This is a genomic window from Bradyrhizobium sp. LeoB3 (assembly GCF_055456055.1).
Genome location: NZ_JBVBEF010000047.1, coordinates 1 through 15,938, shown reverse-complemented (window position 1 = coordinate 15,938; position 15,938 = coordinate 1). Strand labels below are relative to the sequence as shown.

9 protein-coding genes are annotated in these 15,938 nt (G+C 64.6%); 6 read left to right on the top strand and 3 right to left on the bottom strand.

Features of this window, described 5'->3' with window-relative positions; translation table 11 throughout:
* Nucleotides 1-205 precede the first annotated feature (205 nt).
* Nucleotides 206-1,999, top strand: coding sequence for an adenylate/guanylate cyclase domain-containing protein (locus tag ACZXDY_RS26235; protein WP_464347511.1), 1,794 nt, complete (start codon nt 206-208; stop codon nt 1,997-1,999).
* A 114-nt stretch (nt 2,000-2,113) separates the two neighbouring features.
* Nucleotides 2,114-2,989, top strand: coding sequence for a di-heme-cytochrome C peroxidase (locus ACZXDY_RS26230; RefSeq protein WP_464347510.1), 876 nt, complete (start codon nt 2,114-2,116; stop codon nt 2,987-2,989).
* 17 nt (nt 2,990-3,006) lie between these two features.
* Here the strand turns inward: ACZXDY_RS26230 and ACZXDY_RS26225 are convergent, their stop codons facing one another.
* Nucleotides 3,007-3,954, bottom strand: coding sequence for an alpha/beta fold hydrolase (locus tag ACZXDY_RS26225; protein ID WP_464347509.1), 948 nt, complete (start codon nt 3,952-3,954; stop codon nt 3,007-3,009).
* Nucleotides 3,955-4,172: 218 nt separating this feature from the next.
* Between ACZXDY_RS26225 and ACZXDY_RS26220 the strand changes: the two genes are divergently transcribed.
* Entirely contained in the window at nt 4,173-4,643 is a 471-nt protein-coding gene (locus ACZXDY_RS26220; RefSeq protein ID WP_028162974.1) for an Hsp20 family protein, read from the top strand.
* A 195-nt stretch (nt 4,644-4,838) separates the two neighbouring features.
* Here the strand turns inward: ACZXDY_RS26220 and ACZXDY_RS26215 are convergent, their stop codons facing one another.
* Nucleotides 4,839-5,549 (bottom strand): hypothetical protein, encoded by a 711-nt coding sequence (locus ACZXDY_RS26215; RefSeq protein WP_464347508.1) that lies wholly within the window; start codon nt 5,547-5,549, stop codon nt 4,839-4,841.
* 456 nt (nt 5,550-6,005) lie between these two features.
* Between ACZXDY_RS26215 and gltB the strand changes: the two genes are divergently transcribed.
* Together gltB and ACZXDY_RS26205 are read left to right on the top strand one after the other, a co-directional pair.
* Nucleotides 6,006-10,739, top strand: a complete 4,734-nt coding sequence (gene gltB / locus ACZXDY_RS26210) for a glutamate synthase large subunit (RefSeq protein ID WP_464347507.1) — start codon at nt 6,006-6,008, stop codon at nt 10,737-10,739.
* Between the two features lie 181 nt (nt 10,740-10,920).
* Nucleotides 10,921-12,375, top strand: coding sequence for a glutamate synthase subunit beta (locus ACZXDY_RS26205; protein WP_464347506.1), 1,455 nt, complete (start codon nt 10,921-10,923; stop codon nt 12,373-12,375).
* Nucleotides 12,376-12,529: 154 nt separating this feature from the next.
* Here ACZXDY_RS26205 and ACZXDY_RS26200 read toward each other — a convergent pair whose 3' ends face one another.
* Nucleotides 12,530-14,251, bottom strand: a complete 1,722-nt coding sequence (locus tag ACZXDY_RS26200) for an outer membrane beta-barrel protein (protein WP_464347505.1) — start codon at nt 14,249-14,251, stop codon at nt 12,530-12,532.
* Nucleotides 14,252-14,457: 206 nt separating this feature from the next.
* Between ACZXDY_RS26200 and ACZXDY_RS26195 the strand changes: the two genes are divergently transcribed.
* A complete protein-coding gene (locus ACZXDY_RS26195) occupies nt 14,458-15,471 on the top strand; it encodes a KpsF/GutQ family sugar-phosphate isomerase (RefSeq protein WP_464347504.1) in 1,014 nt (337 codons plus the stop codon).
* The last annotated feature ends 467 nt before the right edge of the window (nt 15,472-15,938 follow it).

Here is a 15,938-nt window from a genome sequence, read left to right as displayed (position 1 = left end):
ACAAGGACAGCAGCTCCACATTATTCCACGACATAAAAATCATGCAGCTAACATTTCCGGCGCCGTCCGCTGCCAATTCCGGAACGTTTGCATTACTATGATCTCAGGATCGGGCTTCCGCCATGTACATCTTGTTTTATAAGGGTTGGAACGGTCGGCCGCGCACGCGGCGGTCACTGGCCGATTCCGGAGCATAGATACGGTTATGGAGAGACGGCTAGCTGCCATAGTCTGCGCCGATGTCGCCGGCTACTCGCGGATGATGGGCGCCGACGAGGCGGGCACGCATGCCGCCTTCAAAGCCCATCGGACCGCGATCCATCCGATCATCCTCAATCATGGCGGCCGTATTCTGAAGAACACCGGCGACGGCTTCCTGCTCGAATTTCCGAGCATCGTCGGAGCGCTGGAGGCCGCCATCGAGATGCAGATGCTGATGGCGGAGCGCAATAACCAGCTTCCCGCCGACCGTGTCATGCAGTTCCGGATGGGCATTCACATGGGCGATGTGATGGCCGACGAGGACGAATTGTTCGGCGATGACGTCAACATCGCCGTCCGGCTCGAGACGGTCTCCCCGCCGGGCGGCTTGGCCGCTTCGGCCAAGGCCTATCACGAAGCCGGCAGGCACCTCAAAGCCACCTTGGTCAACACCGGCAGTCATCGTTTCAAGAATATCGCGGATCCCGTGGAGGTCTTCACCTGGGAGCCGAGCGGCCCGGAGGCGCCTGGGCGCCAGGTGCGGGATTCGTCGGGCCTGCCAGGGCAGTCGCGGACCGCGATCGTCGGCGTGCTTCCCTTCGCCAATTTGAGCGACTCCAGCGACGAGTATTTTTCCGACGGATTGACCGAAGACCTGATCCACGCGCTTTCGCTGCAGTCCTTCTATCGGGTGCTGAGCCGCAACTCGACATTCTCCTTCAAGGGCAAGAATGTGAGCACCCGCCTGATCGCCCGCGAGATCGACGCGACCTACCTGATCCAGGGCTCGGTGCGGCGCGCAGGGAGCAAGATCCGGGTGACAGCCGAGCTGATCGCGCCCGAGAACGGCGAGCAACTGTGGACCGGCCGCTATGACCGCGACATGGGCGATCTGTTCGCGATGCAGGACGAGATCACGACCAGCCTCTCTGCGGCGATCGCCACCGAAATATTCCGCGCCGAGGCTTCCGCGCCTGCCCGCCTTTCCAACGATGTCACCGCGTGGGATCGATTCCTGAAGGGCCTTTCCTACTACTACCGGCACACCAGGGAAGATTACGAGGCCTCCATTGCGCTGTTCAAGGAGGCGATCGCGCTCGATCCGACGCTTTCGATCGCGCATGCCTATCTCGCCACGATCCAGGTGCAGAGCATCCAGTTTGGCTGGCTCAAGCGCACGCGCGAATTGTGGACCTCGATCGTAAGCCTCGCGGAGGCCAGCGTTCGGCTTGACCCGCGCTCGTCCTTCGCCTTTCAGATCCTGTCCTATGTGCGTTCGGTGGAGGGACACTACGAGGCGGCTCTGGATGCGGCGAACCGCGCCGTGGCGCTCAACCCATACGACATGGGCGCGCGCGGCGTGCTTGGATATGTTCACCTCGTGAGCGGTGAGCACCGCCAGGCCATCGAGCTGTTTTCGATGGGGGCGCAGCGCGGCAACAGCGACCCACGTTACCAATGGGCGGCCTTGAATGCGTTCAGCCACTACCTCCTGGGACAATACGACGCGACCCTGTCCTGGGCACGCGAGCAGCTCTACATCAATCCGAACCATATGCCGGCGCTGGCGATCCGTGCCGCCGCGCTGGCTCAGCTGGGGCGGACCAAGGAGGCGGCGGACGCGACCGGCGTTCTGATGTCCAACTATCCGACTTTCACCGTCGATCGACATTTGAAGAACTTCCATTGGAAGCAGCCGGCCGATATCCAACACTATCGTGAGGGGCTCCTGAAAGCCGGCGTACCGCTCGCCCGGCTGACCCTTGTCGAAACCCGGAAGTTTGCCGCCGAGTCGTGAATGAGCGCGCAGCCGAGCGCAGCGCCGTCCGGTCGTTCACCCACTTTGAGGGATTCAGCCAAACCTCGCCACACGCTGTAGTCGTGTAACACCCCGCCACCGCGCTTCGGTGGTTTGACCGCGCCGAAATGGCCGTCGCAGTTGTTCGACGATCAGGCCTGGAAGCTCAAGCCCGACCGCGTCGCCAAGGGCCGGGAGTTGTATGCCGAGATCTGCGTCGAATGCCATCTCGGTCCGGTCGATGACCCCGTGTTCGACGCCCAATTTCCGGACAAGAGCTTCTGGTCGTCGCCGCGCTGGGACCGTACCGGCGAGAGCCCGGTGCTCGATCCCGTCCAGACGACGGCGGATGACATGGGAACAGACCCGGCGCAGGCCAGGATACTGACCACGCGAACCGTTCAGGTCCCTGGCTTCCTCGGCATCGATCCAGCGCGCGACCTCACGAAGTGGTGGGAATGTCCTGACCTTCAGCCGACCTCCTCGACGGAAATGTCCTACGCCCTCGGCTTGATGGCGACGGTGGACCTCGTCAGCCGGAAATGGATGGACGATCAGCACATCCCGTCGGCGCAGCAGAAGAAGCTCTGGGGCGAACGAAAGAACTGCCCCAACCCTTCGCCGGCGCCGCGTTATCGCGCGCGGCCGCTGAACGGCATCTGGGCCACGGCGCCCTATTTGCACAACGGCTCCGTCGCCTCGCTCGAATGGCTGCTCCGACCCGCCGCCGAGCGTCCAAAAAAGTTCTGCATGGGCGCGCGTGATTTCGACCCGGAGCGTGTCGGCTTGGACGTGAAGAGCGACGAGACGTCGTGCAGGAATAGCCAGACGCTGTTCTCGGCGACTGATCGCGACGGAAAAGAGATCCACGGCAACAGCGTGAGCGGCCACTCGTTCGAGGGAGCCGCACCGTATCCGAAGGGCATCGTCGGCCGCGCGCTCGACAAGAATGAGCGCCAAGCCCTGATCGAATATCTGAAGACCTTGTAGCCGATCGAGGAAATATTCTACCCGAACAGCGGCGTGCCCGGCACGAAGGCATCGAACGCCGCCCAGAACTGCGCGCGGTAGCGGTCCTGCTCCTGCAGGATCTCGTGCTTCGAGCCGGCGATCACGAGATGCGAGCCGGCGCGCAAGTGATAGGCGAACTCCTCGATCGCAGGCGTCGAGACCACGGTGTCGTTGCTCGCCGCCAGCATCAGGATCGGCTGGCGGATCTGCGAGGGATAGTAGTATTCGCGGAACGTACGCATCGCCTTGAAGGCAGTGTCGGCCCAGGCGACCGTTGGCGCACCGAGGCCGAGCGTAGGATCTTCTTCCAGGATCGCCGCGTTGCGCGCAAAGCGGACGGGATCGCTGGTAAGCGGATTGTTGATGAAGGGCGAAAGCCCGACCAGATCGTCGCTGCCGCCCGGAACGTAGCGTCCGCCCTGGCCGGCAAGCCGCATGATCCGCAGCAGCGCGGATGGGATAAATGAGGTGCGGCGTCCCGGCAGGTCGATCATCGGTGCCGACAGCACCATGCGATCGAACCAGCGTTTGCCGGCATGCGCGATGCGCAGCATCACGGCCCCGCCCATCGAATGCGCCAGCGCGAAATAGGGCGGCGGACAATCCGGCAGCACCACCTGCTGTATGAAGGTTTCGACGTCGATCTCGTAATCGGCAAAGCTGCGCACATAGCCTTTGCGTGGATCGCGCAACTGCCGCGAGGAATGGCCCTGCCCGCGCCAATCGATCATCGCCACCGCAAAGCCGCGGTCGCGCAGATCGCGCACGGTCTCGAAATATTTCTCGATCATCTCGCTGCGGCCGGTGAACACGCAGACTGTCCCCTTGCGGCCCGGCGGCGGCGCCCATCGCGCAAAGCGCAATTCAGCGCCATCAGGCGTCTTGATGGTGCCGCTGACGACGTCTTCCGGAACCGGATTGGCTGGAATGGAGACGAGCGTCATGAAGGGGAACCGCTAGGTGAGAGACGGCGGGAATCAAGGGCGTGAGCGCCAAAAAGCGACGATATTTCCGCCTCTTGAACGCCTGATGGCCCCACCCATATCATCTTCGTGCAGGCCGCTACCAGTGTTTCGGAACCGGAACATCAGGCTGCACACAGACTAAAGCCCGGCCCGATGGCGGGCGGGCAATCGAATCAGTCGCTCATTGGAGGACTATCATGCGTACCTACGATCTGACCCCGTTCTATCGTTCCACCGTCGGCTTCGACCGCTTTTTCAACCTGCTCGATCAGGCGACTTCGGACGGCAGCCCCGGCTATCCCCCCTACAACATCGAGCGCACCGGCGAGAACGCCTACCGCATCAGCGTTGCGGTTTCCGGCTTCTCCGAGGCTGAGCTTTCCATCGTCGCGAAGGAAAACACGCTGACGATCAAGGGCGAGAAGACCGCCAACGAGAATGGCAAGGACAATACCAACGTTCTCTATCGCGGCATCGCCTCTCGGGCCTTTGAGCGCGCGTTCCAGCTCGCCGACTTCGTACAGGTGAAGAGCGCTTCGCTTGAGAACGGCCTGCTCCACGTCGACCTCATTCGCGAGATTCCCGAGGCCAAGAAACCGCGCAGCATTCCGATCACGACCGGCTCCGCCGCGCCGCAGGTCGCCGACGGCTCCAAGGCCGCCGCCTAATCGCGGCAGCAGCTTCGGCAGATATTGGCCGAACGCAAAACGCCCCGGGAAACCGGGGCGTTTTTGTTTCCCCTCCGTCATTCCGGGATGCGCCGTCAGGCGCAGGCCCGGAATCCATTTGGCCACGGGTGTCGGCGGCGAAATGGATTCCGGGTTCGACGCTCACGCATCGCCCCGGAATGACAGGAACGTTTGCTACTCCAAGCCCTGCACCTGCGGCATTTCCTGGGTCGGCAGAATGGTCGGCGCGGCGGGAGCAGCCGGCTTGACCTGGCCGACGGTCGGGGCGGCAGCCGGCGGAATGGCCTGCTGGGTCTCCGCGGGCTTCTGCTGCACGGCGGCTGATTGCTGGGCCGGTTCCGGCGCGCGCTTCGCGGCTAGCGGGTTCGGCCTGGGCTTCGGCACGGTCCGGCTCGCCACATGCGGAATCGGGGCCGGCGGCCGCGGCACGCTGCTGCGAACAGGGGTTGCCGGCGGCAACGGTCCGGCAGCGCCATAGGCGCCGCTCAGATCGCCTCGGTAATCGTCATCCATCCCGTCATCCGGAATGAAGCGGACGATACGCCCGCTGCGCGCGTCAATCACCAGCCTGCCGTCGCTGCCGCCGGGCTCGATGACCGCGATCGTGTAGACCAGCCCGTGCTGCCGCGGGATGCCGAGCGGCAGGAACCCGTTTTCGCGCAGCACGGCGTAGACTTCGATCGGCGGCAGCAGCCCGGGTTCGTAGGCTGGCCCATAGCGCGGCGCCGGCACCTCCGGCGGCATCGCCGCATAGGGGCCGTCGAAGTCGGACACGGTCACGACCAGCGGATTTTCGACGTGATTGGGCGCCAGCAACTGCGCATTGGCGGTCGGGGCCGCCAGAACGAGGCCCGCAGACAAGACCCATCCCGTAAACAGCTTCATCACCGGTAGCTCCTGTAAGACGCTGGGCATGGAGCATTTTTGCCCTCTGGCGCCCGCGGGAAACTTCAGCGGCAATTCCGGCGGTCCTTGGGCCGGATCACGGCGCGTTTGCTTCAAATCCGGGGCGGCCCTCCCGTCGCGCACCGCGCAAAACTACATGCGGACGAGGACTCTCATGCGCTTGTGTGATAGAAAAAAATTTGGCAAGGTCGGAGTTAGGACAGTATAGCTGTCTTAATCGCGGAGCAATTCCCGGCATAGGGATTGCAACGGAAACTCGGCCCTTCGGGCTCCGAGAATGCTGCGGGCAAGGCCGTTCCTCAGGGACGTTGAACGCTCCTCGCCTGATTTAAGACATTGCGGCTCGCGGAGGACGAGCGGTGGCCCCGGTGGGTGCCGCAACGCCCAAGGTGCGCCAACGACCGTGAGGCCCTTTAGCCTTATTTGAGAGGAAACATGAGCGGGTCGGAATTCGAGCGCGAAACCATCGTGACAGAGACGTTGTCGGCGGCCGCAGCCTCGAAAGCGGACGAACCGGCGCGCGAACACGATTGGCGTCCCAAAGCCGAAGGCATGTACGACCCGAGCCTGGAGAAGGATGCCTGCGGCGTCGGCTTCATCGCCAACATCAAGGGCAAGCCCTCGCACCAGATCGTCTCCGACGCCCTCAACATCCTGTGCAACCTTGAGCATCGTGGCGCCGTCGGCGCCGATCCGCGCGCCGGCGACGGAGCCGGCATCCTGGTGCAGATCCCGCACGCCTTCTTCGCGCGCAAGGCAGCCGAGCTTGGCTTCAAGCTGCCGCAGCCGGGCGACTATGCAATCGGCGCGCTGTTCCTGCCGCGCGACGCCGCCTGGCGCAACGTCATCAAGAGCATCATCGCCGACGAGATCAAGAACGAGGGCTTCAAGCTGCTCGGCTGGCGCGACGTGCCGACCGACAACTCCTCCCTCGGCGTCACCGTGAAGCCGACCGAGCCCTATCACCTGCAGGTATTCATCGGCCGCAACGGCGTCGGCAAGACCGAGGACGAGTTCGAGCGCCGGCTCTACATCCTGCGCAAGTCGATCTCGCAGGCGATCTATCAGCGCCGCGATCGCGGCATGGCCGGCTACTACCCGGTCTCGTTCTCGTGCCGCACGGTAATCTACAAGGGCATGTTCCTGGCCGATCAGCTCGGCAAGTATTATCCGGACCTGCACGAGGACGATTTCGCGAGCGCGCTGGCGCTGGTGCACCAGCGCTTCTCGACCAACACCTTCCCGGCCTGGTCGCTGGCGCATCCCTATCGCATGATCGCCCATAACGGCGAGATCAACACGCTGCGCGGCAACGTCAACTGGATGGCGGCGCGGCAAGCTTCCGTGCATTCGGAGCTCTACGGCAAGGACATCAGCCGGCTCTGGCCGATTTCCTATGAAGGCCAGAGCGACACCGCCTGCTTCGACAACGCGCTCGAATTCCTGGTGCAGGGCGGCTACTCGCTGCCGCACGCGGTGATGATGATGATTCCGGAAGCGTGGGCCGGCAATCCCTTGATGGATGAAGAGCGCCGCGCCTTCTACGAATATCACGCCGCGATGATGGAGCCGTGGGACGGCCCGGCCGCGATCGCCTTCACCGACGGCCGCAAGATCGGCGCGACCTTGGATCGTAACGGGCTCCGCCCGGCGCGCTATCTGGTCACAAAAGACGACCGCATCGTGATGGCGTCCGAAATGGGCGTGCTGAAGATCCCGGAGGACCAGATCGTCACCAAGTGGCGGCTACAGCCGGGCAAGATGCTGCTCGTCGATCTCGAGCAGGGCCGGCTCATTCCCGACGATGAGATCAAGGCCGATCTGGCCAAAAGCCATCCCTATCGCGACTGGCTGGCCCGCACCCAGATGCAGCTCGAAGAACTGCCGGATGCGCCGACCAAGAGCGTGCGTTCGAACCTGCCGCTGCTCGACCGCCAACAGGCATTCGGCTATTCGCAGGAAGACATCAACATCCTGATGACGCCGATGGCGGCAACCGGCGAAGAAGCCGCGGGCTCGATGGGCAACGACACGCCGATCTCGGCTCTGTCCGACAAGCCGAAGCCGCTGTTCACCTATTTCAAGCAGAACTTCGCGCAGGTGACGAACCCGCCGATTGACCCGATCCGCGAGGAGCTCGTGATGAGCCTCGTCTCGATCATCGGGCCGCGGCCGAACCTGTTCGACCTGCAGGGGCTCGCCTCCACCAAGCGCCTCGAAGTGCGCCAGCCGATCCTGACCGACGCGGATCTGGAGAAGATCCGCTCGATCTCCGATGTTGCCGAGACCCATTTCAAGTCGCGCACGCTGGACACCACCTTCCACGCCGGCTTCGGCGCGGCCGGCATGGAGCAGGTGGTGGATGAGCTCTGCGCGCGCGCCGAGGGCGCGGTGCGCGAAGGCATCAACATCATCATCCTGTCCGACCGCATGACGGGCACCGACCGCATCCCGATCCCCGCGCTGCTCGCCTGCGCCGCCGTGCATCATCATTTGATCCGCACCGGCTTGCGTACGTCGGTCGGCCTCGTGGTCGAATCCGGAGAGCCGCGCGAAGTGCACCATTTCGCCTGCCTCGCCGGCTACGGCGCGGAGGCGATCAATCCCTATCTCGCATTCGAGACCATCATCGCGATGAAGGACCGCCTGCCGGGTGGGCTCGACGACAAGGAGATCGTCAAGCGCTACATCAAGTCGATCGGCAAGGGCTTGCTCAAGGTGATGTCCAAGATGGGCATCTCGACCTACCAGTCCTATTGCGGCGCGCAGATCTTCGACGCCGTCGGGCTGAAGGCCGATTTCGTCGGCAAGTATTTTGCCGGCACCCACACCCGCATCGAAGGCGTGGGGCTGGGTGAGATCGCCGAGGAAACCGCGCGTCGGCATGCCGATGCGTTCGGCGACGCCCAGGTCTACAAGACCGCGCTCGATGTCGGCGGCGAGTACGCTTACCGCACCCGCGGCGAGGATCACGCCTGGACCGCCGAGTCGGTCTCCGCGCTGCAGCACGCCGTGCGCGGCAACTCGCTCGAGCGTTATCGCGCATTTGCCAAGATCCTGAACGAGCAGCAGGAGCGGCTGCTGACGTTGCGCGGCCTGTTCCGGATCAAGACCGCGGCAGAAGAAAAGCGCAAGCCGGTGAAGCTCGAGGAGGTCGAACCGGCCAAGGAGATCGTCAAGCGCTTCTCCACGGGCGCGATGTCGTTCGGTTCGATCTCGCGCGAGGCGCACACCACGCTCGCGATCGCGATGAACCGGATCGGCGGCAAGTCCAACACCGGCGAAGGCGGCGAGGAATCCGATCGCTTCAAGCCGCTGCCGAACGGCGATTCCATGCGCTCGGCGATCAAGCAGGTCGCCTCGGGCCGCTTCGGCGTGACGACGGAATATCTCGTCAATTCCGACATGATGCAGATCAAGATGGCGCAGGGCGCCAAGCCCGGCGAAGGCGGCCAATTGCCCGGCCACAAGGTCGACGCGACGATCGCCCGCGTCCGCCATTCGACGCCCGGCGTCGGCCTGATCTCGCCGCCGCCGCACCACGACATCTATTCGATCGAGGATCTGGCGCAGCTCATCTACGACCTGAAGAACATCAATCCGGACGGCGACGTGTCGGTCAAGCTCGTCTCCGAGATCGGCGTCGGCACGGTTGCCGCCGGTGTCGCCAAGGCGCGCGCCGACCATGTGACGATCGCGGGCTTCGAGGGCGGCACCGGTGCCTCGCCCCTCACCTCGATCAAGCATGCCGGCAGCCCGTGGGAGATCGGGCTCGCCGAAACTCACCAGACGCTGGTGCGCGAGCGGCTGCGCAGCCGCATCTCGGTGCAGGTCGACGGCGGCTTCCGCACCGGGCGTGATGTCGTGATCGGCGCGCTGCTCGGGGCCGACGAGTTCGGCTTCGCCACGGCGCCCTTGATCGCGGCCGGCTGCATCATGATGCGCAAGTGCCATCTCAACACCTGCCCGGTCGGCGTCGCGACCCAGGACCCGGTCCTGCGCAAGCGATTCACCGGCCAGCCCGAGCACGTGATCAACTACTTCTTCTTCGTCGCCGAGGAAGTGCGCGAGATCATGGCGACGCTCGGCTACCGGACGTTCGACGAGATGGTCGGCCAGACCCAGATGCTCGACCAGACCTCGCTGGTCGCGCATTGGAAAGCCAAGGGCCTCGATTTCTCGCGGCTGTTCGTGCGGCAGAAGGAGGAGAAGGGCCAGAAGATCTACCATTCGGAGGCCCAGAACCATCATCTTGAAGCCGTGCTCGACCGTCGCCTGATCGAGAAGGCCCGCGCCGCGCTCGACCGTGGCGCGCCGGTCAGAATCGAAGAGGAGATCAACAACACCGACCGCTCTGCCGGCGCGATGCTGTCGGGCCAGGTGGCGAAGATCTACGGCCATGAAGGCCTGCCGCTCGATACCATCCATGTCAGCCTCAAGGGCACCGCGGGCCAGGCATTCGGCGCGTGGCTTGCCAAGGGCGTCACCTTCGAGCTCGAAGGTGAAGGCAACGACTATGTCGGCAAGGGCCTTTCTGGTGGACGCCTCATCGTCAAGCCGCCGAAGAATTCCGGCATCGTGCCGGAGGAGTCGATCATCGTCGGCAACACCGTGATGTACGGCGCGATCGAGGGCGAATGCTACTTCCGCGGCATCGCCGGCGAACGCTTCGCCGTGCGCAATTCCGGCGCGGTCGCGGTCGTCGAGGGCGCCGGCGATCATTGCTGCGAATACATGACCGGCGGCATCGTCGTCGTGCTCGGCAAGACCGGCCGGAACTTCGCAGCCGGCATGTCCGGCGGCATCGCCTATGTCCTGGACGAAGCCGGCGACTTCCCGAAACTGTGCAACCTCTCGATGGTCGAGCTGGAACCGGTGCTGTCGGAAGAGATGATCAACGCCGCCACCTATCACCATGCCGGCGATCTCGAGGCGCATGGCCGGGTCGACGTGTTCCAGAACCTGCTTGATTCCGATGTCGAACGGCTCCATGTGCTGGTCACGCGGCACGCCAAGCTGACCGGCTCGAAGAAAGCCGCCGAGATCCTGGCGGACTGGAAGGCGTGGCTGCCGAAATTCCGCAAGGTGATGCCGGTCGAGTACCGTCGCGCACTGAAGGAAATGAAGGCGAACGCCGACGCCGAGCCGAAGATCGCGATCGGAGCGTAGTCACAAGACCCTCATGGTGAGGAGGCGCGAAGCGCCGTCTCGAACATGAGGCCAGGATACCGGCCTTCATCCTTCGAGACGCGGCGCGAGCGCCGGTCTTCAGGATGAGGGTCTAACGGGGCGCGTGACGCGAGCCCGGATGACGAAACAAGACGAACCAGGTGCAGGGGCCTCAGACTTAATGGGAAAGATCACAGGTTTCCTCGAGATCGAGCGGCACGACCGCAAGTACACGCCGGTCACCGAGCGGCTGAAGCATTTCCACGAGTTCGTCATTCCGCTCAGCGAGAAGGACCTCCGCGATCAGGCCGCGCGCTGCATGAACTGCGGCATTCCCTACTGCCACGGCACCGGCTCGGTCGCGCCGGGCACACCCGGCTGCCCGGTCAACAACCAGATCCCCGACTGGAACGACCTCGTCTATCAGGGCAAGTGGGAAGAAGCCTCGCGCAACCTGCATTCGACCAACAACTTCCCCGAATTCACCGGCCGCATCTGTCCGGCGCCGTGCGAGGCGTCCTGCACGCTCAACATCGACGACAACCCGGTCACCATCAAGACCATCGAATGCGCGATCGTCGACCGCGCCTGGGACAATGGCTGGCTGAAGCCGGAAGTCCCGGCCGAGAAGACGGGCAAGAAGGTCGCGGTGATCGGCGCGGGGCCGGCGGGCATGGCCTGCGCGCAGCAGCTCGCGCGCGCCGGGCACGACGTGCATGTCTATGAGAAGTATGCCAAGGCCGGCGGCCTCCTTCGCTACGGCATTCCCGACTTCAAGATGGAGAAGGGCATCATCGATCGCCGCGTCACGCAAATGGAGGCCGAAGGCGTCACCTTCCATTACGGCGCCCAAGTCGGAGGCGATGCACCCGGGGCGATCGATCCGAGCGATCTGAGCCAGTACGACGCGATCGCGCTGACCGGCGGCGCGGAAGCCCCGCGCGACCTCCCCATCCCCGGCCGCGATCTCGACGGCATCCATTTCGCGATGGACTTCCTGCCGCAGCAGAACCGCCGCGTCTCCGGCGAGCCGCTCAACGGCGTGACCGACATCCTGGCCAAGGACAAGCATGTGGTGGTGATCGGCGGCGGCGACACCGGCTCCGACTGCATCGGCACCTCGCTGCGCCAGGGCGCCAAGTCCGTGACCCAGCTCGAGATCATGGCGGCGCCGCCGGAGCGCGAGAACAAGGGCGTGACCTGGCCGAACTGGCCGTTGAAGATGCGGATCTCGTCGAGCCAGGCCGAAGGCGCGATCCGGGAATACGCCGTGCTGACCCAGAAGTTCGAGGGCACCGGCGGCAAGGTGAAGAAGCTGCACTGCATCAAGGTCGACGACAAGTTCAAGCCCCTGCCCGGCACCGAGTTCGAGCTCGACGCCGAGCTCGTGCTGCTGGCGATGGGCTTCGTGCATCCGGTGCACGACGGCTTGTTGAAGCAGCTCGCGGTCGACCTCGACCAGCGCGGCAACGTCCGCGCCAACACGAGCGACTACCAGACCTCATTGCCCAACGTCTTCTCCGCCGGCGACATGCGCCGCGGCCAGTCGCTGGTGGTCTGGGCCATCCGCGAAGGCCGCCTCTGCGCCCGCGCGATCGACACGTTCCTGATGGGCAAGACGGATCTGCCGCGGTAGTGCGCCGCGGCGGCACCACTCTCAACTGTCGTCACCCGCGAAGGCAGGTGACCCAGTATTCCATCAGCGTCGGAGCATAAGCCGAGAAGCTTCCGCGTACTGGATGCCCCGCCTGCGCGGGGCATGACGGAGAGTGAGGCAGCCGCTTTCTCCCTCAATTCTGCACCCTGACCCCGAGCAGCATGACCGTCGACTGCGAGCTCGATCCCGGCGAGCTCGAGTCCAATATGTCGTGGCGGACGGTGCCCTTGATCCAGAGGCTGCGGGTCATCTTGTAGATAAGATCGCCTGACAGCGAGTAGATCTTGTCCAGGCGGTTGTCGCCCTGGTAGTCGAGCGTGCCGTAGGTGAACCTGCCGATCGCGGTCAGCCAGCGGCGGAAGTCGTGATCGACCTCGACGGTGTAGGTGCGCGCCAGCACGCCTGATGTGCCGGGCAGCGTGGTCTCGGCGAGCTGGGTGTCGGAATAGAATTTGGCCGTCGTCAGCGGCGTCGCGGTCCAGGTCAGCGATGCCGTGGTGAGCAGGCCATCCAGCCGGTTCAGCCGCGGATCCTGATAGTTGCGGGCGGCGTAGCCGATCGAGACTTCGCCGAACAACAGCCGCGAGAACTCGAAGGACGAGCCGGCCTTCGCATAGCCGCCCACGGAATCCCGCGCGAAGCCCGAGCGGTCGAGCCGCAGATCATGGACGCGGCTGTCGCCCTGGATTTCCACGAACGGCTTGACCGCAGGGTTCACTTCGTAGCTGACGCGCGCGACGCCGCCGTACTGGCTGAAGTTGCGGTCATCGTTCGAGTCCAACGAGCCGTCGGTGAGCCTGGACCATTGGTAATCGGTGCGGTCGACGGTGGCTCCTGCGGAGACCTGCAGGCGATTGAAATTCTGGTCGACGCCGAAGGTGCCGCCGACCGTGGTGTAGATCGGGTACCTGGCGAGACCCGCCGGCACGTTCGGACTGCCGGGGATGTCGGTGGAGACGAGCAGCCGCGCCTGCCCCATCAGCCTTGTGTCACGGGTGACGTCGAGCCGCCCGTCGATATGGCCGATGAAGTTGGGGCGATCGATATCGAGCGGCGCGGAGAGCGCTGTGCCATCGGCGTTCGGCGTCAGGTTTTGGGTGTAGCCGGTGAAGGAGCCGCGCAGGTCCGCGACCAGCGCGTGGCGCTCCCAGTTGGACACCGCCAGGAATTCCGGGGCGATCACGTAGGTCGGCGAGCCCTGCGGCACCGACAGCCGGCCGGGATTGGTTTCATAGCCGGCGCTGAGTTCGACCGCGGACTTGATCAGGAAGCTGCCGGCATAATCGCCGACCGCGCCGAATGGATCATCGTCGACCTTAAGCCGCTTGCGCGGCGGCTGGCCCACCACATTGCCGGCCATCGCCGGCGGCACCGGCGGCTTGTTGGCGGTCTCCGACGGCGGGATCGACAGGCGCAATTGTCCGGCCAGAGTCCTCGGCGGTGGCGCGGGCGGCGGCGTGCCGGGGCCGGGCGGCCGTTTCGGCCTCGCCTGCGCCGGATAATATTTCGGCTGCTGGCGTTTGCGGTTGAGCGAGTCATAGCCTGACGTCGAGGCGCCGTTCGCAGCCGGCAGGCCGTAAGACGGCACCTGGCCAATGCGTGACGGCGCGCGGCCATCGCGATCCCGGTCACGCAATCGTGGATCGTTGAGCGGATCGGCCAGCTCGGCCGCGGTCCTGCGCAGGGGCGAATCAGGCGGCGCCACCTGGGTCGTGCGCGACGGGCTGAACAAATCGGGCGTGACCGTCTGGGCCTGCGCGAAGGGGCCGCTCACCGCGAGCGCGGCAAGGCACACGACAGGCGCGCGCAAATAGCGCGCGTGCCCAGCCCGGCCCCTTGCTCGCCCTCGTCCCACGATAGAAATACCTCAACAAATTCCTTGACTTACACGGCAAACGCGGAACGGGGCCGAGAACGTCCTTAATGGAGTTAAAACAATTATGGTTAATGGCTCGTTGAGAGCGGCTGGCTGCGTCGCCTGCCGCCGCCGGCCGTGCTAAGGGAGACGGCTCTGGGCGCACCGCCCCTCCTCCCTGGAAACAGACCCTCTGGTAAAGAGATATGGCCAAGCCCAAACCGCTGATGCCGAAATCGTCGGACACCGAGCCCGCTGACGCCGCCGTACAATCGGCGCTGCGGACGCTGGAGGCGGAAGCCAGCGGTGTCGCCGCGATCGACGCCGCGCTCCGCTCCGACCTCGGGGCGCCCTTTGCCGCGGCGGCGGAGATGATCCGCAACGCCAACGGACGGCTGATCGTCACCGGGCTCGGCAAATCAGGTCATATCGGCCGCAAGGTTGCGGCGACCTTTGCCTCCACCGGCACGCCGGCGTTCTTCGTCCATGCCGCCGAAGCGAGCCATGGCGATCTCGGCATGATCACCGCCGACGACGTCATCCTGGCGCTGTCATGGTCCGGCGAGCAGCCGGAGATGAAGAACCTGATCTCTTACGCCGCGCGCTTCGGCATTCCCGTGATCGCGATAACAGCGGAAAAGGGCTCGAGCCTGAGCAAGGCCGCCGATATCGCGCTGACGCTGCCGAAGGCGCGCGAGGCCTGCCCGCATAATCTGGCGCCGACCACCTCCTCGCTGATGATGCTCGCGCTCGGCGATGCGCTGGCGATTGCGCTGCTGGAAGGCCGCGGCTTCACCTCAACCGATTTCAGCGTGCTGCATCCCGGCGGCAAGCTCGGGGCGATGCTGAAATATACCCGCGACCTCATGCATGCCGGCGAGGCCGTGCCGCTGAAGCCGCTCGGCACTAAGATGTCGGACGCGCTGGTCGAGATGACCTCGAAGGGTTTTGGCTGTGTCGGCATCGTCGACCGCCGCAGCCATCTCGTCGGCATCGTCACCGACGGCGACCTCCGCCGCCATATGCGCTCCGACCTGATGACCGCCGTCGTCGACGACGTCATGACCAAGAATCCGAAAACCATCGGCCGCGACACGCTGGCCGGCGAGGCGCTGGAATTGTTGAATGCGTCGAAGGTCACCGCGCTGATCGTCGTCGACGCCGGCAAGCCGGTCGGCATCGTGCATTTCCACGACTTCCTGCGCGCGGGCGTGGCGTAGGCTGGCACTGGAAGATCGTAGGATGGGTAGAGCGCAGCGAAACCCATCGCGACGAAGCAAGCGGCGCCAATGATGGGTTTCGCTGCGCTCTACCCATCCTACGATTCCGTCGAACCGCGCACCGCTGTCGTCCCTGCGAAAGCAGGGAGCCATAACCACAGGCAGTTGTTGTAGTGCAAGCGGGTGGTTGCGCTTGAGGTTGTAGGGTGGGCAAAGCGAAGCGTGCCCACCATCCAACACCGTGCTCGCGGTGGTGGGCACGCTTCGCTTTGCCCACCCTACGGCGTCGCCGCGAGTTCTGATCCAAATGTCAAACAGCGGAGGGGATGTGCGTTCGCGCTCTCGCGGCATGAACTGCCCGAGCTTTGCGTCTCGTTTCACCCTCTCATCGATCAGAGGGCGCAGGGAAAGCCGGGTGCTGGTTGCACCCGTGGGTCCCGTGCAACAAAAAGCACGGGGGTAGGACC

Bases quoted from the DNA above. Each gene is read 5' to 3' on its own strand.
- ACZXDY_RS26195 (WP_464347504.1), top strand. From the start codon at position 14,458: ATGGCCAAGCCCAAACCGCTGATGCCGAAATCGTCGGACACCGAGCCC.
- ACZXDY_RS26205 (WP_464347506.1), top strand. From the start codon at position 10,921: ATGGGAAAGATCACAGGTTTCCTCGAGATCGAGCGGCACGACCGCAAG.
- ACZXDY_RS26235 (WP_464347511.1), top strand. From the start codon at position 206: ATGGAGAGACGGCTAGCTGCCATAGTCTGCGCCGATGTCGCCGGCTAC.
- ACZXDY_RS26225 (WP_464347509.1), bottom strand. From the start codon at position 3,954: ATGACGCTCGTCTCCATTCCAGCCAATCCGGTTCCGGAAGACGTCGTC.
- ACZXDY_RS26215 (WP_464347508.1), bottom strand. From the start codon at position 5,549: ATGAAGCTGTTTACGGGATGGGTCTTGTCTGCGGGCCTCGTTCTGGCG.
- ACZXDY_RS26220 (WP_028162974.1), top strand. From the start codon at position 4,173: ATGCGTACCTACGATCTGACCCCGTTCTATCGTTCCACCGTCGGCTTC.
- gltB (WP_464347507.1), top strand. From the start codon at position 6,006: ATGAGCGGGTCGGAATTCGAGCGCGAAACCATCGTGACAGAGACGTTG.